At 30.9% G+C, this 21832-nt stretch carries 17 protein-coding genes and 1 riboswitch; of the genes, 4 read left to right on the top strand and 13 right to left on the bottom strand.

All coding sequences use genetic code 11. The features are described from left to right. Positions 1-109: 109 nt before the first annotated feature. The 8 genes from KPL44_RS11065 to KPL44_RS11030 all read right to left on the bottom strand — a co-directional run bounded on the left by KPL44_RS11065 (position 110) and on the right by KPL44_RS11030 (position 12310). Positions 110-373 (bottom strand): hypothetical protein, encoded by a 264-nt coding sequence (locus KPL44_RS11065; protein WP_216249884.1) that lies wholly within the window; start codon positions 371-373, stop codon positions 110-112. Between the two features lie 15 nt (positions 374-388). After that, the gene (locus KPL44_RS11060; protein WP_216249881.1) at positions 389-1645 is read right to left on the bottom strand and encodes a DNA polymerase Y family protein; all 1257 of its coding nucleotides are present in this window, start codon (positions 1643-1645) and stop codon (positions 389-391) included. A gap of 293 nt (positions 1646-1938) precedes the next feature. After that, positions 1939-3921, bottom strand: coding sequence for a transketolase (gene tkt / locus KPL44_RS11055; protein WP_216249876.1), 1983 nt, complete (start codon positions 3919-3921; stop codon positions 1939-1941). Between the two features lie 16 nt (positions 3922-3937). Further along, on the bottom strand, positions 3938-4585 hold the full coding sequence (gene fsa / locus KPL44_RS11050; RefSeq protein WP_216249873.1) for a fructose-6-phosphate aldolase: 648 nt from the start codon (positions 4583-4585) through the stop codon (positions 3938-3940). Positions 4586-5122: 537 nt separating this feature from the next. Further along, complete coding sequence (locus KPL44_RS11045; protein ID WP_216249871.1) at positions 5123-9538, bottom strand: hypothetical protein; 4416 nt, start codon at positions 9536-9538, stop codon at positions 5123-5125. After that, entirely contained in the window at positions 9538-10248 is a 711-nt protein-coding gene (locus KPL44_RS11040) for a DUF6063 family protein (RefSeq protein WP_216249870.1), read from the bottom strand. Before KPL44_RS11040 ends, KPL44_RS11045 begins: the two co-directional genes overlap by 1 nt. A gap of 1 nt (position 10249) precedes the next feature. Then, entirely contained in the window at positions 10250-11782 is a 1533-nt protein-coding gene (locus tag KPL44_RS11035) for a hypothetical protein (protein WP_216249868.1), read from the bottom strand. Positions 11783-12058: 276 nt separating this feature from the next. After that, on the bottom strand, positions 12059-12310 hold the full coding sequence (locus KPL44_RS11030) for a hypothetical protein (RefSeq protein WP_216249866.1): 252 nt from the start codon (positions 12308-12310) through the stop codon (positions 12059-12061). A 265-nt stretch (positions 12311-12575) separates the two neighbouring features. On the opposite strand from KPL44_RS11030, the gene KPL44_RS11025 reads away from it, so the two are divergent. Both KPL44_RS11025 and KPL44_RS25790 read left to right on the top strand, forming a co-directional pair. Beyond that, positions 12576-13427 (top strand): polysaccharide deacetylase family protein, encoded by an 852-nt coding sequence (locus tag KPL44_RS11025; protein WP_331701672.1) that lies wholly within the window; start codon positions 12576-12578, stop codon positions 13425-13427. Positions 13428-13988: 561 nt separating this feature from the next. Then, a riboswitch (cyclic di-AMP (ydaO/yuaA leader) is annotated at positions 13989-14117 on the top strand. 115 nt (positions 14118-14232) lie between these two features. Continuing rightward, positions 14233-14766, top strand: a complete 534-nt coding sequence (locus KPL44_RS25790) for a cell wall hydrolase (RefSeq protein ID WP_216249865.1) — start codon at positions 14233-14235, stop codon at positions 14764-14766. Between the two features lie 56 nt (positions 14767-14822). Here the strand turns inward: KPL44_RS25790 and KPL44_RS11015 are convergent, their stop codons facing one another. The 5 genes from KPL44_RS11015 to KPL44_RS10995 all read right to left on the bottom strand — a co-directional run bounded on the left by KPL44_RS11015 (position 14823) and on the right by KPL44_RS10995 (position 19845). Further along, complete coding sequence (locus tag KPL44_RS11015) at positions 14823-15233, bottom strand: BRcat domain-containing protein (RefSeq protein ID WP_216249862.1); 411 nt, start codon at positions 15231-15233, stop codon at positions 14823-14825. 30 nt (positions 15234-15263) lie between these two features. Next, entirely contained in the window at positions 15264-15929 is a 666-nt protein-coding gene (locus KPL44_RS11010) for a DnaJ domain-containing protein (protein WP_253201726.1), read from the bottom strand. Next, complete coding sequence (locus tag KPL44_RS11005) at positions 15929-16747, bottom strand: DUF5685 family protein (protein WP_216249860.1); 819 nt, start codon at positions 16745-16747, stop codon at positions 15929-15931. The genes KPL44_RS11010 and KPL44_RS11005 overlap by 1 nt, the downstream gene beginning before the upstream one ends. A gap of 40 nt (positions 16748-16787) precedes the next feature. Further along, positions 16788-18539: a molecular chaperone DnaK gene (gene dnaK, locus KPL44_RS11000; protein ID WP_216249857.1), complete on the bottom strand. Its 1752-nt coding sequence runs from the start codon at positions 18537-18539 to the stop codon at positions 16788-16790. A 70-nt stretch (positions 18540-18609) separates the two neighbouring features. After that, entirely contained in the window at positions 18610-19845 is a 1236-nt protein-coding gene (locus KPL44_RS10995) for an ATP-binding cassette domain-containing protein (protein ID WP_216249856.1), read from the bottom strand. Positions 19846-19991: 146 nt separating this feature from the next. On the opposite strand from KPL44_RS10995, the gene KPL44_RS10990 reads away from it, so the two are divergent. Further along, positions 19992-20666, top strand: coding sequence for a response regulator transcription factor (locus KPL44_RS10990; RefSeq protein ID WP_216249854.1), 675 nt, complete (start codon positions 19992-19994; stop codon positions 20664-20666). Next, the gene (locus tag KPL44_RS10985; RefSeq protein ID WP_216249851.1) at positions 20663-21694 is read left to right on the top strand and encodes a sensor histidine kinase; all 1032 of its coding nucleotides are present in this window, start codon (positions 20663-20665) and stop codon (positions 21692-21694) included. The genes KPL44_RS10990 and KPL44_RS10985 overlap by 4 nt, the downstream gene beginning before the upstream one ends. Positions 21695-21832 lie beyond the last annotated feature (138 nt).

Raw genomic sequence — 21832 nt, 5'->3', positions numbered from 1 at the left:
GAAGGAATGAGAGCTAAGATAAAAAGCAATAGAATTAACTATTGTTTTTATCTTCATCATTCTTTGCCGTATCTTTTTATAAGACACTTTGGTTACATATTTTACCACTTTAAATTTTATATAATATCCACCTACATGTTGCAAGCTCATATTTAATCTCAAATAACTTTATAGAATTGCCAATCAAACTTTGACATTTATAAACAGTCATAATGTTACCTGCAAATCTCTGAGTATCCTTTACTATAACTTTATCTATTTTTATAACTTGCATAGGCTCATCACCTATTTGCATTCTAAACCTTACTGGTTTTATGTTTCCTTTGTTATCTGTATAAGAAACCATTTCTATAGGTAATGCTAAAACTTTCATTTATTTAATCTCCTTTTAAAGCATTGCGCTCATTACTGGGTATTCTTCCTCCCCCTCTGCCATTCCGCCACACATATTATTTAACCCTGAATGAAGAAAACAAGATCTACTGATAGCTTTAGAACCATATTTTAGCCTAATTTCATCAATTGTTTTATTAAGATTGCTATCTTTCTCATAATTAAAGGTATCAAGTAAAGAACACTGATAAAAATCATTATCACAAAAGTCTGTTATATGTACTCCCAAATGCCTTATTGGATCTTCTTTCCAAATATTGTCAAATAAATAGCAAGCTGTTTCATATATTTTACGAGTAGAATCAGTTGCTACCGCCAATTTTTTCTGACGTGAATAAAATATCATATCACTTCCTCTAACACTTATACTTACCACAGTGCAACAATTCTTCGAATCTCTTAAACGCATAGATACAGTTTCACATAATGATAACAATACTATATGAGCTGTTTCTTTATCGTAAACATCAAATGGAGTTGTAGTAGAATTTCCTATTCCCTTCATTTCAATGTAATTGCTCTTTTTAACCTCAGAAAATTCATTGCCATTAGCATAATTCCAAATAACTAGGCCCTGACTCTTGAATTTGTTCTTTAAGATTTTTAAATCATAATTTGCTAATTCTCCAATAGTATTAATGTTTAAACCATGTAATTTAGGTGTCGTTGCTCTACCCACCATAAATAGATCTTCAACTGGTAATGGCCACATTTTACTTTTAATTTCCCGGGGAAATAACGTGTGTATTCTATTTGGTTTCTTGAAATCTGAGGCTACTTTTGCGAGCAGTTTATTATTTGATATCCCTATATTTACTGTGAACCCAAGCTCCTTGCTTACCCGCTCCTTTATAATTTCAGCGAGCTTCATGTAATCTGGATACAAACCTTCCATGTTAGAAAAATCAAGAAAGCTTTCATCTATACTAAACCGCTGAATTTTTGGAGTATACTGCTCAAATATTTGATGCATAGCTGCACTACACTTCATATACAACCAATATCTTGGTGGCACTATTACAATACTAGGACACTTCGCCCTAGCACTATATAAAGTTTCTCCCGTGTGAATATCGAATTTTTTAGCTGGAATTGATTTTGTTAAAACAATACCGTGCCTGCTTTCTTCATCTCCACCTATTACAGAAGGAACTAATCTTAGATCTAATAACTCACCTCGCTGAAGTCTATAAGCAGCTTCCCATGATAAATAAGCGCTATTAGCATCTATATGAAATATCAATCTACTCATAAACCTCTTCCTTTCTTTAATATTCACTTTTAAATCCTAGAACATATGTTCGTAATACTATTATATACTATTTGTTTGCTTTTTAGAAGTTAATTTATATACCTTTTATAGAATTTTTTGTATTTTGTCATCTTTATAATGCAATTGATGAATATATCATCTTCTACAATACCAAAAATTACAAAAAAGATTAAGCGGCCTTAGTCCCCTGCAATTTAGGACTTTAGCCGCTTAAATCAATTTTATTATTTACTTATACCTCAATATTGTGTAATATAGCCTTTTTTTTAATATTATTTATTCTTCAATCTCAATACAGTGTCAACCACATTATTAACTGTAAATCCAAACTCTTCAAATAAAACTTCTGCCTTCCCTGATGCACCGAAGTGATCAATTGAAATTACGGCTCCATCAAGTCCCACATATTTGTGCCAACCAAATGAAGATGCTGCTTCTACTGCAACTCTTGCTCTTACATTGCCAGGCAATATCTTTTCCTTATATTCTTTACTTTGTCTATCAAACAACTCAAAGGAAGGCATACTTACTACTCTGGCATCTATTCCCTTTCTCTTTAATTCATCTGATGCCTTAAATATTAGTTCAACCTCTGAGCCGGAAGCAATTAATATTACATCGGGTGTTTCTTTTACAGAATTCTTAAGAATATATCCGCCATTAAGTGCTTCCTTACTTGAGCCATTATATAACGGCAAAGTTTGTCTTGTTAATACAAGAGACACTGGTCCTTCTGATTTTGCTATTGCTAGGTACCAACCTGCAGCTGTTTCCTTAGAATCAGCTGGTCTAAACACTACCATATTTGGCATAGCTCTTAAAGCAGCTAATTGTTCAATAGGTTCATGAGTTGGTCCATCTTCACCAACTCCAATACTATCGTGAGTAAGTACATAAGTTATTGGTAATTTCATTATTGCGCTAAGTCTCATGGCCCCCTTCATGTAATCACTAAATACGAAGAATGTAGATACAAATACTTTTAAACCACCATGAAGATATATTCCATTGGCGATAGCAGCCATTGCATGTTCTCTTACTCCAAAATGCATGTTTGCTCCAGATCTATCCTCAGCTGAGAAATCTCCTCTATCTTTCATATATGTTTTGTTTGAAGGAGCAAGATCTGCTGAGCCTCCAATTATGTTTGGTACAAGCTTTGCTATTCTGTTAATAAGCACTCCGGATGCTTGTCTTGTTGCCATTGGTTTATCGAAACTCCAAAAACTTTCATTCTCTAATAAATCAGTGGCTATTTTACCACTAAACCAAAGTTCCCACTCTTTTGCAAGTTCTGGGTAAGTCGATTTATAATCTTCAAATAACTTGTTCCAAGTTACTTCTTTAGATGCTGCTACTTTATTAAAACTTTCCATTTGTTTTTTAACTTCTTCTGGAACAGTAAAAGGATCATAATTCCATCCTATATTTTCTTTTAATGCAATAATATTTTCTTCTCCAAGTGGTTCCCCATGTGCGCTGGCTTTTCCTTGCTTAGCAAGACAACCATATCCTATTATATTCTTTACAATTATAATTGTTGGCTTTTTATCTTCCTTTTTAGCCGTAATTATAGCAGCATTTATTTCTTCTGTGTTGTTTCCATCAGCTACTTTTATAACCTGCCAACCATAAGCTTCATACCTTTTAGCGACATCTTCTCTAAAAGCAATATCGGTACTTCCTTCAATCGATATATTATTAGAATCATACATCATTATAAGTTTTCCAAGCCCTAGTGTTCCTGCAAGGGAAGATGCCTCACTTGAAATTCCTTCCATTAAACAACCATCTCCAGCTATAGTATATGTATAATGATCTATAACCTTAAAATTTTGTTTGTTAAATTTCTCTGCAAGATAGCTTTCAGAAATAGCCATACCTACTGCATTACAAATGCCTTGTCCAAGTGGTCCTGTAGTTGTCTCAACTCCGTCTGTATGTTTATATTCTGGATGTCCTGGTGTTTTACTTCCAAACTGTCTGAAATTTTTTATATCTTCAACACTTAAATCATATCCAAATACGTTTAAAAGTGAGTATAAAAGCATAGACCCATGACCTGCTGATAGTACAAATCTATCTCTATCTTCCCATTTTGAATTTTTAGGATTATGTTTCATTTGCTTTGACCATAGAGTATAAGCCATGGTCGCACATCCAAGTGGTAACCCTGGATGACCAGAATTTGCTTTTTGCACCGCTTCTGCTGAAAGTACTCTTATAGTATTAATAGCTAAATTATCTACATTCATTATGTGCACCTCCTTATTATTTACCAAAAGTTTCTTTCCAATCTTTTGCAAATTTTTCTATCCCAGCATCTGTCAATGGATGTTTTATCATTTGTTTAATAATTTTAAGTGGTACTGTAGCAATATGTGCCCCTGCAACTGCTGCATCTGTGACATGCATTGGAGTTCTTATGCTAGCCGCAATTATTTCAGTATCTATTCTATGTACTTTAAATATTGTAACAATAGTTCTTATTAAATCCATAGCATTAGCATTTATATCATCAAGTCTCCCTATGAAGGGACTTACATATGATGCTCCTGCTCTTGCAGCAAGTAAAGCTTGCCCTGCTGAAAATATTAACGTTACATTTGTTTTTATTCCTTCTTTCGAAAGTACTTTTACAGCCTTAAGACCATCCTGCGTCATTGGAATTTTAACAATCATATTTTTATGTATTTTAGCTATTTCTCTTCCTTCCTTTATCATACCTTTTGAATCTAAAGAAATAACTTCCCCACTTATAGGTCCGTCTACAATAGATGCTATTTCTTTTATAACCTCATTAAAGTCTCTTCCTTCTTTTGCAATTAGAGACGGGTTAGTAGTTACACCACAAATAACACCCATGTCACTCGCCTCACGAATATCTGCAACATTTGCTGTATCAATAAATAATTTCATTTTTATGTCCTCCTATATTTTATTATGAATAGTTATTTTTAAGTCTTGTATTGTTTCTAAATCTTCTAATTATTTAATTAATGCATCACTCGGCAATGGTGTCGTTTTCATTTTTCGATTAATTTAGAACAATTATAATTTTCTAAAACATGTCCATATTTCTTAAACTCACTATCTGTAATTTTTTTAATAATAATATTTACCTTCTCCTTCATTTAAATATAAACCGAAATACTTTTTAAACTCACTTTAATAAGTTAATTTTACATCTAATTTGCACTTTCTGCAATATCTTTTTGTAAACTTTTTCATTTTTTTTATAATTATTAAAATCTTACTTATCGGTTTTACTAGCATGTGCACCAAAAGTAACCTCAGGCTAATAAAATACCGTTCATTACCATTAATTAGAACAAATTTGGCACAAAGCCACAACTATAGTTTTTCAATAAATATCTATTTATACAACAAAAAAGAGCCTATTGGCTCTTTTTTCTCTGACCTGCTATGATTTATAAATCTATGTGTTTTGGTTTTTTATGATAATTCAAATCCCATCTGCTCATGCTCTATTTTCTTAAATTCAACCTGCTCCACGCAGACCTGACTTCTTACCTGCATTACTACCGTCTGCTGCTTATTACCAATAAGTTTTTGACCTAGAATATAATTCACATCAAACCTTCCAGATATAGCAGGAGTAGCACCACGGGCTGGCACAATGAGCTGCACATTATTTATTTTTAGAAACTCAAATATAGGTTCCCAAATATATATGTCCTTAGCTGCTCCAAATGGATTATCTATAAATATGGTTTTTCTTAATTTATTATTATCAGTATTAAAGGAATTTATGTTTTTAATATAATTAATTATGGATATTAAAAATTGAATATATATTCCTTGTGACTGGCCTGTACTACCAACTGCCTGCTCATATTCTAATATTTTACTTTGCTCTGATATCTGCTCTCTTTTGTAAAGTTTTAAAACTATTTTATTCATGTCTGTTACAATAACAGAAAACAGCCTTTTAAGAGCTAATTGATTTTTAATATATTTTATTTTGTCTAAATTATCATTCATATTATCAACATTTCTTATTGTATCTTCTATGTACAACGACATATGGAACTTTTGCTGTTCTTCCTTAACATATGGTATCTGAAGACTAACCATTTGTATTATCTCATTATTCAAATTTAATCTTGATAAACGTGGTAATCTATCAAGCTCTGTTTTCACATCTGTGCAACGTTGGAGACATTGATTTTGAAAATTATCTTTTATTTTCTCCATATCCTTAATATCATTCTCTATTTTTCCCTTTTGAATAAATATAAGCTCTTTAATACTTTCTAAATTTTCTATAAGCACTTTGCACTCACTAGTTAATACAGGAGCATTAACACTCCTTAAAAATTCTTCGGCTATTTCAAAAGCTCCCATTTCTTTAAGAGTTTTTATGTTTTTTTCTTTATTACTTTCGAAATTTGCTCTACTGTTTTTTTCTTTAATGCAAACTTTATCAAATTCCTTTTCTAAACTTTCATAATAACTTTTTATATCTTGAGTGTCGTCTATCATCTCATTTGTTTTATCTTTAGAAATATTACTAGATCTTAAAACTACTTCAATATTAACTATAATAGCTTTTAATTTCTCAATAACTTTATTAATCTTAATTTGCAATGTTAAAAGTTCTGCTTTTTTCAAAGCAAGTTTTTCTCTTTTGCGAGTATTGTCCTCTTCAAATTGTTGAAATTTAAAGACTTCAATTCCAATAGCTACATATTGTCCAAAATCCTTTGAAAACCTATCTTCTAATAGTTCAATTTTCCCACAAATATTACTCCTGGCTAATGTATACTTTTGAACATCCTTATTAATCACTTCTTGCTTTTCTTTTAATATTTTATGTTCTTCTTTTAATTGTTTTAATCCTTCTTGCTTTGTTACTAAAATCTCATTTCTATTTTTAAGTTCATAAAGCTTATCTATAGAATATTCTCTATTGTCAATTTCGCTCCTATCTTTATCCATATTACTTTGGTAATTTTGTAAGAGTTGATCTTTGTCCCTTATATCTGAATTTTTTTCTTCTAATGCTTTTTTACTTCCTCTAAATTTCGAATCTATTTCATCATCAGTTATGTTTAATTCTTCATATTTATCGTTATTATAATATGTTTTATACATTTTAATCCATTCATCATTTACTTCATCTATTTTTACCTTTAAGTGGCTATTTACCTCAAGTTCATTTTTTTGCTTACTTTCCTCCGTTATCACTTGTTTTTTAATTTCCATATGCTTCAAGTTTAAAGAATTTAAACTTTCTACAAATTTCTGAAGTTTATTTTCTTCCAAATCCAAGTTATCTAAATCAATCTTTACTTCGTTAATATTCCTTAAATCCTTCTCCAAAATAGTTAACTTATTTTCTAAATCTATATTTTCTAAATTGATATTTTTCATCTTGAGTTCAAGTCCATCTATAACTTTACTACAAACTATCCTTTCATTTTCTAATGAAAGCTTTTCAGACTTTAATTTAGTACGATTCTCTTTAATCACATCGATTTTATTATCATAAGAAAACTTGAACTCTTTAATATATGTATTATCTATTTTTAAGGTTTCTTCATTTCTTTTAAGAAGATCCAGGTTAGTTCTTATCTCTGATATTTCTCTCCCTATTTTATCTTTTTCCTGTTTTATTTTATCTGAATTTATAAATTTGGACCTATCTTTTACGACAAAATCTAAACCATTAATATTAAAGTCAAGCCCATCTTTAATAGTCTCTAAGCTAATAATTGGAATGGCATAGTTACCAAAATCATAATCTCTAAACTTTTCGTCCTTAAGAAGTTTATTAAGATTATAAGTTACAATAATAGAGTACGGCAAGAAAGGTATCTTACTTAAAATAGTTTCTTTTTCCTCTATTGAGAGGTCTTTAAGATATTCTATGCCCAAGATCCCGTCTTCATTATAGTTCCTATTAATATATTTTTTTACTTTTAATATTTCTTTAGTTGTGGGCATTGGTTTATCCTCATCTAACTGAGTATAATAATCTAATGATTGTTGTAATTCCTGCTCCTGTGCAAGTATTGCTCTAAGCAACTCTTTATATTTAATTTCTAGACTATTACTTAAAGATAAAACATCCTGAGCCTCATAAACTTCTAATAATTTATTGACCTTAATTTTATCTATGTCATATTTTTGCATTAAATCATTATATTCTACTATTTTGCCTTGAATTGAAGTTGTTTTTTCTTCATTTTTAGCAATATCAATTTTGTAGCTACTATTTTTTAACATTAAAGAATCAAATATATATTTATTATCTTTTATCTTTAGAATGGTTTGTGATCTATCCAGCCCAATTTTTTTAATATCAGCATCTATATCACCTATGATCATAATGTTAAGCTTACTTCTAAGAACTTTAACCTTTTCTTTTAGTGATTTAAGTCTTTCTTTTGATTGTAATATGTTGCTTTCAGAGACAGCTATTTTATTATCAAGATCTCTTTCTAACCTAACAAATTCTTTTACTTTACTTGACAAGTCATAAACTTTACTTAATGATTCAGTTAACTTATTATTTAACCCCTTAAGTTTAATCTCATCTCTAATTTTTTTGTTATAAGCTAGTCTATTTAAGTCTAATGTTAACGTTTCATTGGCTTTAAATATATTATCAATTACCTCTTTTATTTCAGAATATTTGCCTTTATTTTCTAGAAAATCTACAAAATAATTCTTAACTTGTCTAAGGTTAATTTCATTATAAGCATTGTCAACTTTAAATTTAACATTTTCAAATTTACCTTGTGAATCTTTAAGCTCACCTTGAGTTGTATTTAACTCATTTTTCATAATTTGTAGCTTTATAGTTTGAATGTCTTTTTCTGTTTTCTTATCTTCTTTATCAATATTATTTGTTTCTGCCTCTATTAAATTAAGTTCTTCGTATTTACTTTTTACATTGTTTCCAAGAGTATTGTAAGTTTTTACAATAGAATCTTCAATTTTTCCCTTTTCATCATATACATTAACAAGTGTTTTTGTCCTAATAATAAAATCGTTAACCACACCCGCCTGTCTATCATAATTTGAGATTTCTTTTTTCTTTTTAGATAACTCTATGATTTTATCCTTGATATCCAAAAGTGTTTTTGCCATTTCTTCTTCATCATTTACCTTACTAGTTTTAGCCATAAATGCTTTTTGAATAATCTTTTCTATAAGTAAATCCTCGACAATCTTTCTTGATGTCCTATAATTTTCTTCAAAGTAACCTCTCACATGACCCTCAGTCTTATTTATCCCCCTAATAATTTCCCATTCGCTTTCGTATAAACCATGTTCACTAATAAACCTTTGATATTCTCCCTTTCTATCCTCAAAGATATCCGAAACCACAACGAAAGAATTATTACTTTGAAGAGTCCTTAATTGTTTTTTTAAGCCACCATAGGTTATTCTTTCTTTATTATCTTGAAGTGGCAAATTATTTATATCATTTTCATTATAAGTATTATAAAATATACAGTAATTAAAATAGTCAAAAGATGTTGTGTCTTTTTTATTTTCGATATTTCCAGATGTTTCTGTACCTTTCCTAGCACAAAAACCTGTAGTCATATACTTATATCCTGATTTATCTCCATCATCTAATCGCCATTCAATTAGTGAGTGAATAACACTACTAGAATCTTTCCCCCTAAAGAGCTTTTCTATAGGTTGTTTGTCATCTAAATGACAGTTAGGTATAAGATTTTGCATAAGCAATAACATTAAAAGGCTTTTACCCCCACCATTTGCAAGATCATACAAAGTATTGCTACAAGAAAGTTCCATTTTAAAATCATCATATGTTTGAGTACCATTATTATATTTAACATTGTTTATTCTTATCCTGTTTATTTGCGGCATTAATTAAGTCCTCCTTCTGACATTATCGCGTAAAGCCTACCTCTGAAGTCTTCAAAATAATTTTCTATAAGTGCCTTAAATCTAACGTTCGCATAATATCGTTCCTCTACCTCAATAAAAAGGTTCTGCTCTTTTAGAAAATTGAATACAATTTTTATATACCCTAGCTTCGAGTTTTTATATGCTCTAGCATTTACTGATAAATCATTCGAGTGAGTTAAAGGGAGTTCATCCCACAAAAGAGCTATGACATTAAAACTATTCTCCTCAAGTTCGTTTTTCACTATTACATCCAATTTACTGATAATACTTGAAAGTGATCCATCAACGCTTCGCAGAACATCCTCACTTTTTATATATTCTTGAAATGTGTAACTTGAAGAATCTTTATAAAACAGTGTAATAATATTATAAATAATAAAATAACACATGTATAATTCTTTATTAACCTTAAGTCCTAACATCTTCCTTAATTCTTCATTAGTATAACCAAACACATTATTCTTTTCTCCAGCCGTAATAAATAAAGCATCCTTATATTGATATAAAGTTAAATTTAGCTTTTCAATCATGCTACCAAATATATTATACATTTCTATGTTTGAATTGTATTCCTCGTATAAGTCTGTATTTTCGCTACTGCTTACATTCTCGCCAGTAATAAGCTTTGCAAATAGCTCAAGGGCTTTCTCCATATTCCAGTTATCCAATTTACTTCACCCTTTCAAATTTTATATTGGTAATTTTAAATAAAGATGATATTTCTATTACATCCTCAGGCATTGGGATTACTCTAAATTTAAGACCTATAAGCCCATAACGATTTTCAGGTGTTAATAAATTAATTATTATTTTATCAAAGATAGTTTTTTCGTCGACGTCAAGCTTAGATAAATCATAATAATTTTTTTGCGCAATATGTAGTATAAAGGAATAATAATCTCCATTTTTTAAGATATCTCCTTTAAACTTACCTGCTAAATACAAATTAAACTCTCTTAAGGAAAATTGATCTTTCTCCAAAAGGAATTTCATTAATAAATTCATAAATATTATGAAATTAGAAGCTATTCTTTCATCCTCTATATCGTCAAGTGATATATATTCTGTTTCTTCAAAAGTTGTAACCTCTTCAATGTCTTCCTCATTATTAGGTCTGTAGGTTAAAAGCTCATCTGTATTTTTTAAATTAAAAGTCTTATTAAACTTTATCTTTAAAAGCGGATTCATAAGATAAGCTAGAAGTCCAACATTATCCAAAAGAAGAGTCCTTTGATAAACAGTTTTAAAGTCAAAAGACATTCTAAGTTTATTTAATGTCACCTTTTTAATAATTTCATCCGATTTTATCTTAAGGTCAGTAGAAGAATTTAAAAGTGCACTATGTTTTGAAATAGCTCGTTTAATCTCAGTTTCTAGATTATAAATATATTCCCTATTTTTCAAGAAATCCTCAGTATCGTGACTTTCATTTTCCTCCATTCTCTCAAGAGCAATTTCTATTAGTTTCTTATTCTTATCAAATAGACCTTGTTCCTCATCAAACCACTTCATGCTATTATTAAAAAGTTCATCTGCCTCTTTTATTCCCTCAGTAACGTTGTAACTCAAGATATTCAAGATCTCATTCTTTCTTTGCATTAGTTTACTAACTTCATTATTAATACGTTTTACAACTTCAATACCACCTTTAAAATTCTTAGACTCAATCATTTTAGAGAGCAGTATCTGTTGAATACTTATTTTACTTTCATCCTTTATTTCCTTTGTATCAAGGTAAAACTCAATAGCCTCAGATGTTATGTAATACCGTATTGTATTATCTGATATTTTGGATTCAATTAGTTTGATCCTAGAAGACATTTGTTTCTTTTCCACAGGATCAAAATAATTATAAGAAAAAGGTTTTCCATCATTTATAATTTTCTCGAAAATATAATTTACAAGTAAACTATTCTCTTTTTCATCTAGGTACAAATTATAATCCCGTTTTAGAATTTCTGTAGTAAAATCAGAAAACTTTTCAAAAGAAACCCCTATATCATTAAAATTATTTTCTTCTATAAATAATCTTAATGTTGCTACTACTATGTACCCCATATCAATAAAATTATATTTACCTTCATTAAATAAATCTAAAGATATCTCCCTAATCTTAAAAAAAGGATAATATTTTTTTAGGTTCTGCATTCTTTCATTATGTTCACTTATTATCTCATCCATATAATTAAATTCATTATTCAAAATCTATCCACTCCTGATCTATATCTATTAATGATACTGCACTCCCATATATTTCTTCAAACATGAGGTTTTTCCTTTCTTTAGATCTTATATAATCTACTTATATTATAAAGCATATGGTTATTTTTTTCATTAATAATATTCAAAACTTATAATTCATAAAAATGAGCTGCCTTTTGTAAGGCAGCTCATTTGATATCTATATCAATAATTCACAAATAAAATAATAGCTTTATTTATGAATTCCCTTATATCTTGTCCAACTTTTAAATAAGATCAACCGCACTTGTTACATTCATGTTTTTCACACTTATTATACTCATGTTTCTTGCATTTTTCACATTCATGTTTCTCACACTTTTCACATTCATATTTGTCCCACTTATTGCATTCAGGGTTTTTATACTTTTCGCATTCAGGTTTCTGATGCTTACAACATTCATATTTCGCACATTTATTATATTCATGCCTACCATGCTTTTTATATTCATCATCTTCGCTCATATCAGACTGCCAATAACTATACATAATTTTACCTCCTAGCAGTTTCATTGTTTAACCTGCTACCATAGGTTATTCAGCTCAATATAAACTGTGACATAAAACAATATACAATTTTTTCATTGTAATCAAATAAAACCCACTAGTAAATAAACTTTAGGATGCGCTTAACTTCCGTTCATGACATAAAAATGACATTTTAGGGTGTTTTACTTGTATTATGGTTTTTTATAAGGCATTATGTAAATACTGCTTGTTAAAATTCAAATAATGAAATGATTGGTGATAAATTGTGATAAATGTTGAAAAAAGAAAAAAAAGAAGAATAAGAAAAAGAAGAAAAAGAAAGTTTGGTTTAATACTATCAGTTATAATTATAGTTATTCTGTCATGTTTAATATTTTATATTAATAGCAATAGTAAAGTAAAGAAAGTCCTTCCTGCTAATGCAGAAAACAGCTTAAAAAAAAGTGTAGTAGCACCAAAAAAAGTGACTTTAAAACCAAAGTTAAAACCACCAACCGCAGATTTTTATAAACATATTTACAAGTCAGATGGACATAAAGTAGCCTATCTTACTTTTGATGATGGGCCTTCTGACAACAATACTCCTGTGATTTTAAAGACTTTAGATAAATATAATATAAAGGCAACTTTTTTTATAGTGGGTAATATGGCAATAAAATATCCTAATTTGGTAAAGAAAGAATTAGCGGCTGGACACTCCATTGGGAACCATTCATATTCACATAACTATAATTATATTTACTCTAACACTAACACTTTTATAAGTGATATTAACAAATGTGATACTATATTAAAATCGATCCTTGGTAGTAATTTCAGTACTAAATTAGTAAGATTTCCAGGCGGATCATTTGGTGGAAAACTAAAACCTTTTAGAGAATCACTTAATAGTGCTGGATACAATTATGTTGATTGGAATGATTTAACTGGTGATGCAGAAGGACAAAATATCCCAGTATCTAAATTACTAAGTAACCTAAAAAAGAATACTGAGGGAAAAGACCATGTAGTTATTTTAATGCACGATTTCTTTACGAAATCAACAACTGCCCAAGCATTACCACAAGTTATTGAATATTTAAAATCTCAAAAATATTCATTTAAAACACTTAATTAAATAATTTTATAAAAAAATAGAACCCATGGATAATATTTATCCATGGGCTCTATTTCTGTTAGCCCCATGCACACGTCACTTGGTACATTTTTGAATCTCTGCATGAATGCCTCATTAAATTATCTTTAATAAAATACAGCACGAAAATATGTGAAAATTATGGGTTAATTGCAATTTTACAAAAAGTTCACATTTAATATTTAGTTAGTATTAAATTTAGAACTACAACATTTAACTGATGAAAAGATATTACAAATAATTCAAATAAGATTCAATCCATAACTACTAACAATTAGAGAGCTATTACAAAATTAAAAATGGTTAAATAATAATAGCCGCAGATTAGCTATCAGGTATCATTATTAACTTTTTTAATATGTTAACAATTATTGAATGATTACCCATATATTTAAGTTTTATAGCATGTGATAACGATTTCAAATACTTCTTAATCCCCCTTGTGGTAAGGATAGGAGAAAACATATTATTTACTTTTTCTACATAAACCCGGCGTAAATCTTTAAATAGCCCAAATTGACATTTTTTAAGGGCTGTATTATTATATCAAAGTAGCCGAATCTTCTAAAAGAAGTACCGGGGATTTAATTTTGGGGTGAAACTTGATTCACAAAGTGGGGTACCTCTACCCTAACCCGTCAACTAACCTGGAAGGCATTAGGAGGAATTAATTATTAAATTTAAAAGCTATAAATCAATTTTTTTAACATCAGCACTAACAATTGGTATTTCAATAATTTCATCACAAAATATATTTGCAGCGACCTTAACAACTAAAAATTATACTGTGAAAAGTGGAGATACTTTATCTAAAATAGCGCAAAAATATAAGGAATCATTAACTACTCTAAGGAAAGCTAATAACAAATGGAATGATTCTATTTTTCCTGGACAAGTTCTCAAGGTTTCAGAGACAACTAGCGCTACTGTAAAAAAAAGTGTATCTAGTTTAAAGGCAGTAACACCAAGTGCCAAAAAATACACAGCAAGCGATTTAAACTTACTAGCTAGATTAATAACTGCGGAAGCCGGAGGAGAGTCATATATTGCTCAGGTTGCTGTGGGTGCAGTAGTTATGAATAGGGTTAAGAGCAGCAGATTCCCAAATTCAATTAGTGCTGTAATTAATCAAAAGTATAACGGTTCTTATCAATTTACCTGTGTACAAAATGGAAACATTAAAAGACCTGCACCTGCGAGCGATGTTAAAGCTGCAATTGCAGCAATTAATGGAACTAATCCAATAAAAAATGCATTGTTTTTTAATAATGGCATTAAAAAATCAGGTTCCATAAAAATCGGTAATATGATATTTATGTAGTCTATAAAATAAGAACCCTTTTTATAATAAATATAAAAAGAGTTCTTATTTTTTACTTACCCTAGAATACGAAGTTCAAATTCCTTATTGCAACTAGGACATTTTACTGTATGTTTTCCCCTCAATCGTTTCAAACGAAGCATCTTCTTGCAATGTGGACATTTGCGAAAACGATGTGTTTTAATTTCTTTAATTCTGCGAAGCTCAAAAGATCCTTTTGATTTAATAGGTTTAAAAAACTTCATAAATTTTTCATTTTCCAGATTTCTTTTGTAAATATTTCGAGACAATGCTCTAAAAACAATCAGGATCAAAATAGCAAACATCAAAACGCTGATAATATCAGAACTAATAAAAGCATTAACAATTACCAAAACAAAATATATAGCAATCAAAGCAATATACAGTTGATCCGTACCATATCTTCCATACATAAATTGTGCTAACTTATTTTTAAAATTTCCCATTCTATTCACTCCTTATTAATATTTTTCTCATCAGCACCCACAGAACAGTTTCGCAAAACAAAGACCTAAGCATATCTTACTTAAACTTATTGTTGGCATGCCAAAATCCTGACTCTGTTGCTGATACACACGACCACCATTTTGTACTTGGTTTAATAATCTTTGATATTCAAGATTGTTTGGTTCCATTTGCACTGCTGTTTTTGCGTGATTTAGTGTTGTAATTGTATTGCCTAACCCTGAGTTAGCAATTGCACTGTAATAGTACCAATTTGCATTCCTAGTTGTGATATCGTTAAGCACATTAAGTGCCTCATTATAATATCCAGCATTCAAATAACTAGTAACCGAATCAAATTCGGAATATTCATGTCTTTGGTTCTGACCACCATTAAAAGAACCAAATCCTTCAAAAGGGTTGAAGTCTCTAAATGGATTCTCTCCCCCATAAGAATTATTCCCATTACCATATGAACTTTGGTCACTAGAAGCTCCTCCACTATTATTTTGGGTAGTTTCCCCTCTTTTTATCTGTTCGTAAGCAGCGTTAATCTCACTCATTTTTCTTGTGGCATCTTTATCTCCTTGATTCAAGTCTGGATGGTATTTTTTCGCTAGTTTGCGATAAGCTTTAGTAATTTCTTCTTTTGAATCATTTGAAGAAACACCAAGCACTTCGTAAGGATCTGATATCATTATTTGTGCACCCCTTTTGCCTTGTTTTTTTCTGCTTCATACCTTGACCAGACACCTGAATACAGAATATTTTCAATTAATCCCTTGTCTTGATCAATTGGCAACCTTTTATAATTTTCAATGCAGTCAGCCATAAGCAGATTTAAAATGTCATAAAATTTTTCAGATGATGATGTTATCATCGGATTATATCGCTCATTTTTTATATCAGACTTTAAATCCATACAACCATCCATTATATAAATAAACTTGCCAAGTGATGTTCCAAATGTTCGTAATTTATCAGCATATTCATCTTCCCTTAAAACGAAAATTTCGCCCATTAGTTCCCCAAAACATTTTGCAGGAACATCGGGGTTAAGCTCTCCTGATTTTTCGATTTCATAAAGCTCACAAAGACACTTGCGAATTACCTTACATTGATTTGGATATTGCCTTTCAATGCGCTTGTATTGACGTTCAAACAGTTTTGCCGCGCTAAGTGAAAGTATATTTCTATCATCTGTCCAATCGTCAAGAAAATTATAATAGGCAAGTACAACATTCATGTCAGCACCATACTTTGTAATTTCATTTTGACAATATTCATGTGGCTTCAAAGGATGGATGATGCATCTCTCAGTTTGCATTTGTGTATCAGTCTTATAAAGTGCAGAAAGAAACAAAACAAGAAAAGTCATGTCATAAGTGAGTGTGAAACGGCTTATTATTCCGTGACGTGTTCCTAGTGTCTTACATAACCCGCAATAAAATGCTCTATATTGTTGTTTTTCTTCAATTGTTAACTTATCCGCATTCACCACTACATAACCAAACATACTATTCACCCGCCTTATTTATATACTTCACCTACAACTGTTATTTTTCATTATTACCTGTGGTATCTGAAATATCATCATGTGGCCCTTTCTGATCCATTTCTTCTAACACTTTAGATAACTCATTTACGGCTTCAACCATTTGAGTTTTATCTTTGCTCTTCAATGCTTTCTTGGTGTTTTTAACAGATTCTTTTATCACTAAGCTATCATTTTTATCAAGCTTTTTCATAATTACTGATGCCTTATAAATTAACTGTTCCGCCTGATCTTTTATTGTGGCTTCTTCTTTATTTTTTGCATCCTCGCTAGAAAACTGCTTTGCATCAAGAATAGCTTGATCAATTTCAGACTGACTAAGGTTTGAAGTAGCAGTAATATTAATATTTTGTTCTTTGCCAGTTCCCAAATCTTTCGCAGATACATTTACAATACCATTTGCATCAATACTAAATGATACCTCAATCTGTGGAACGCCTCTTAGTGCACGGCGAATACCTTTTAGTTTAAATTTACCTAATGTTTTATTATGAGATGCCATTTCACGTTCACCCTGCAAAACATGAATTTCAACAGAAGTTTGAAAATTACCGCTCGTAGTGAAAACTTGGCTCCTTTTTATTGGAAGAGTTGTGTTACGATCAATAATTCTCGAAAAAACTCCTCCCATAGTTTCGATACCTAGAGAAAGTGGTGTTACATCCAAAAGTAATAAGCCTTTTACAACACCTACAAGGACCCCACCTTGAAATGCAGCACCCATAGCAACACATTCATCAGGATTAATACCTTTAAACGGTTCTTTGCCTATAAACTTTTTAACGCTCGCTTGCACTGCTGGAATACGACTAGACCCTCCCACGAGTAAAACCTTGCTGATTTCTGATATACTGAGCCCAGAATCACGCATTGCCTGGTGCATCGGATCCATTGTGGCCTCCACAAGTTTCATTGTAAGTTCATCAAATTTTGCCCTTGTTAATGTAATATTCATATGTACTGGACCTGACTTATTTGAAGTAATAAAGGGAAGATTTACCTCAGTTGATGTCATACCGCTCAGTTCAACTTTTGCTATTTCTGCCGCTTCCTTTACACGTTGCATAGCAGTAGGGTCTTTTTTAATATTAAAATGGTTTTCCTTTTTAAATTCATCTGCAAGATAATCAACCACGCAGCTATCAAAATCATCACCACCTAAACGATTATTTCCTGCAGTAGCAAGTACTTCAATAACTCCATTATTGATATCAAGAATAGACACATCAAATGTGCCTCCTCCAAAATCGTACACAATCACTTTTTGAGGTGTTTCTTTATCTACACCATAAGCAACTGCGGCTGCTGTTGGCTCGTTAATGATTCGTTGTACATTTAAGCCAGCGATTTTACCTGCATCTTTAGTTGCTTGCCTTTGTGCATCTGTGAAATATGCAGGTACTGTAATTACAGCATCACTTACAGTTTCACCCAGATAGCTTTCTGCATCAGTTTTAAGTTTTTGAAGTATCATTGCAGAAAGTTCTTGTGGTGAATACTTCTTACCATCAATATTAGCCCTGTAATCACTACCCATTTCACGCTTTATTGAGCTTATTGTACGCTCATGATTAGTAACTATCTGATGTTTTGCAGGCTCACCTATTAAACGTTCGCCTGTTTTAGAAAATGCAATTATGGATGGAGTTGTGCGGCCACCCTCTGCATTAGGAATTATGACAGCCTCCCCGCCTTCCATTACAGCCACACAAGAATTTGTTGTACCTAAATCAATACCTATTACTTTAGACATAATGTTCTCTCCTTTATATTATAAAATATTTTCTTTCAAATAACGTATAGTCCGATAATTTTTATATTAATTAGCTATTTTTTAACTCAAGAAAGTAATCTTTCTTTGCTGCAATTATTGAAGGAATAAAACCTGCCATAAGGTGAACTACCATGCTGATTATAACAATCACCATCCAGGAAGTCGCAGGCAATTTGAAAATCCCTAAAACATATATAATGCAAAAACCTATTACATCGGAAACCAAACCAATAATAAGTGTTTCGGCATTAAAAACAAGGAAAATATCTTTTCTCGAAACACCAATACTACGTAATACACCGATCTCCTTAGTCCTCTCCAAAACAGAAATATATATGCTAGTACTAATACTAATTAAAGATACCACAAGTGAAATTAATGCAAATACAATAAATTTACACCTAATTTTCATACTAGAAGTCGTAGCACCGCTCGAAAGCAACAAAATAAGTGCAATTCCTATAATACCACTGCTTGCAATAAATGAAGTTATGAAAGTCTTTCCTTTTTTGGTCATCAAGCTGTTAAGACTTAGGGACAAAGCGGTTAATAAACTCATAGAAGTTTTTTTACCTTTTTCATTCCTTGTCGGCTTTTCTACAACCACATGATAAGGATTAGAATCATAAATCACCTTGCCGTCAAAAAGTTTTATAATTCTTGTCGAATACTTCTGTGCAATCTCCAAGTCATTGTTAACCATGATAACCAGTTTATCCTTTGAAATTTCTTTTAAAATCTCCATGATTTTTATACTTGTTTCTAAGTCAAGTGTTTCCGTTGGCTCATCTGCAATCAAAACATCTGGATCGTTTACCAGTGCTCTTGCAATTGTAACACGCTTTATCTCACCATAGGACATTTGATTTGGCTTTTTATTAAACTTATCACAAATACCAACTTTTTTTAGAACTGCAATTGCCCTTGCGCGGCGCTCAAACTTCGCTTCACCCGAAAGTTTCATAGTAAGCTCGACATTTGCAAGTGCAGTCTCATGCGAAATCAAGTTATATCTTTGAAGCATCAAACCAATAGAATTATTGCGAAAGGCGTCCCAATCTCTATTTGAAAATCCCTTTGTGGATTTTCCATTTACAGATAAATTACCACTTGTATATATATCAAGCCCGCAAAGAATGTTCAACATAGTTGTTTTCCCACAATTTGGTGGTCCCAATATAGATACCAATTCATTCTCTCTGAAGTCAATATTTATACCTTTTAAGGTTTTTATTCTTGTATTTCCTGCTGTGTATTCTTTTACAATGTTTTTAAGAATCAGCATTCAATAGACTCCTTTCTTCTATAATTATATCTTTAATTATATATTACTAATATTAACTGAATGTAAACTGAGACTAAAATCAAAAAAACTATTTACAATAAATTGATAAACTATCATAATATAAGGATAAGAAGGGTGGCTTTCAAATGTTTCAAATCTTAGTTGTAGAAGATGATAAAAACACAAGAAAATTAATGGAAGAGGTATTGCTTCAAAGTGGTTATGAAGTTATTCTTGCTAGTGACGGCGTAGATGCCCTTGATAAAATGGATAATCATCATGTTGATTTGATTGTTCTCGACATTATGATGCCACGTATGAATGGTTATGAATTAACGGAAACTCTACGCAGCTGTAACAACACTCTACCAATATTAATGGTAACAGCAAAAGAAACACATGCTGATAAAAAGGAAGGTTTTATAGTAGGAACAGATGATTATATGGTTAAACCCATTGACGAGGAGGAAATGATTCTTCGAATTATAGCACTACTTCGTCGCTCTAAAATCGTAAATGAACATAAACTTACGGTTGGGAAAACTATTTTGAATTATGATGCACTTACCGTTTTTCAAAATGGTAATACTACAGAATTACCCAATAAAGAATTCATGCTATTATACAAATTGTTGGCCTATCAAAATAAAATTTTTACCAGGCGAAGTTTGATGGATGAAATATGGGATATGAACTCCGGTACGGATGAACGCACGGTAGATGTTCACATAAATCGTTTGCGTGACCGATTTAAAGGTAATTCTGATTTTGAAATTATTACAGTTCGCGGACTTGGTTACAAGGCGGTGACAAAAACATGAATAGAATAAAATCTCTAAAAATCACAATGGTGTTTCTTGTATTTTGTATTATGATATCTGCCGGATTGTTAACATGGTTATGTTTTCTTTTTTTGTATTCAGCTGGTATTTTTGCAATTCCTGTACTTGCACCAATTATTTCTCAATTAATTGCATTGTTTGTTAGTATAGTTATAGGAACTTCAATTTCAGCTGTAGCAAGTGAAAACATATTAAAACCCCTTAATCAACTGATTAAGGCAACTAAAGTAGTATCTACGGGAGATTTTAGCGTTCGCGTACAAGAACTCAGCTCTAGATCAGAAATAGCGGATTTACTTAGAAATTTTAATCATATGACAGAAGAGCTAGGCAGTATAGAAATGTTTCGTAATGACTTTATTAATAATTTTTCTCATGAATTTAAGACACCAATTGTTTCAATTCGTGGATTTGCAAAGCAACTTCAAAATGATAATCTTTCAACAGTAAAGCGAAAGGAATACACTGATATTATTATAAATGAATCTGAAAGGCTAACTAATATGTCTGCAAATATTCTAATCCTTACCAAATTTGAAAATCAACGAATTATTACGGATCAAACAGAATATGAACTGGATGAACAAATTCGAAATTGTATCATACTTCTTGAAAATCAATGGAGCAGGAAGAATATAGAAATCAACCTTAATTTAGAGGTTATTAAGATTTATGGAAATACCGAGATGCTCTCACATCTTTGGATAAATCTCATTGAAAACGCAATAAAAAACTCCAAGGATAACGGCAATATAACAATCGAGTGCCATGAAACCCTTGATGATATTGCGTTTAAAATAAGCAATGATGGTAATGGCATGGATGATAATACCTTGAAGCATATTTTCGATAAATTTTATCAAGGAGATAGATCTCACACATCACCAGGTAATGGGCTTGGCCTTTCAATCGTTAAACGAATTGTAGAGCTTACTTGTGGAGAAATTGCAGTAGAAAGTAAAATCAATCAATGTACAACATTCACTGTAAAGCTACCCAAAGTTTGATTATCCATAGCAAAACTTACTACTTTAGACAATTTCCTAATTATATGTTTTAGTTGTCATAAAATAAGAGAGAACTTTGAGTATCCCTCTTACCGCTCAAAACGGAACCAACCAAAATCAAAATTGCATCCACAAACC

This window comes from Clostridium sp. DSM 17811, assembly GCF_018861905.1.
In the GTDB taxonomy this organism is placed as follows: Bacteria; Bacillota; Clostridia; order Clostridiales; family Clostridiaceae; genus Clostridium_AD; species Clostridium_AD frigoriphilum.
Note: the sequence above shows the minus strand (reverse complement) of the source record. Positions and strands in the feature narration are given on the sequence as shown.